Source organism: Bacillus pretiosus (genome assembly GCF_051294775.1).
GTDB classification, from domain to species: Bacteria; Bacillota; Bacilli; order Bacillales; family Bacillaceae_G; genus Bacillus_A; species Bacillus_A wiedmannii.
The window spans coordinates 1-318 of record NZ_JBPPHF010000109.1; the positions used below are offsets into that span (position 1 = coordinate 1).

At 34.3% G+C, this 318-nt stretch carries 1 pseudogene; it reads left to right on the top strand.

From position 1 onward, the window contains the following. A pseudogene (locus tag ACSG5Z_RS30065) lies at window positions 1-318 on the top strand (ABC transporter permease subunit); the annotation flags it as partial.

Below are 318 nucleotides of genomic sequence, written 5' to 3' on the forward strand. Positions count from 1 at the left end.
GTACATTTGTTACTATTTAAGCAAATTGAATGACATGCTATTACCAGCTTTATCTGGTGCATTAATTGCGACAGTTGGTACGGTTCAATAGTTACGAAGCGAAATTATTGATACGAAACATAAAGATTTTGTGCGTACAGTAAGAGCAAAGGGTGTTCCAGAATCAAAAATCTATACTAGACATATTTTACGAAATTCATTCTTACCAATTGCAGCCTTCTTAGGCTATGAAATTACAGGATTAGTTGGGGGTGCCATCTTTTTAGTAAGTATTTTTAGCTATCCAGGAATTGGACAACTATTTTTCCAATCTATCTC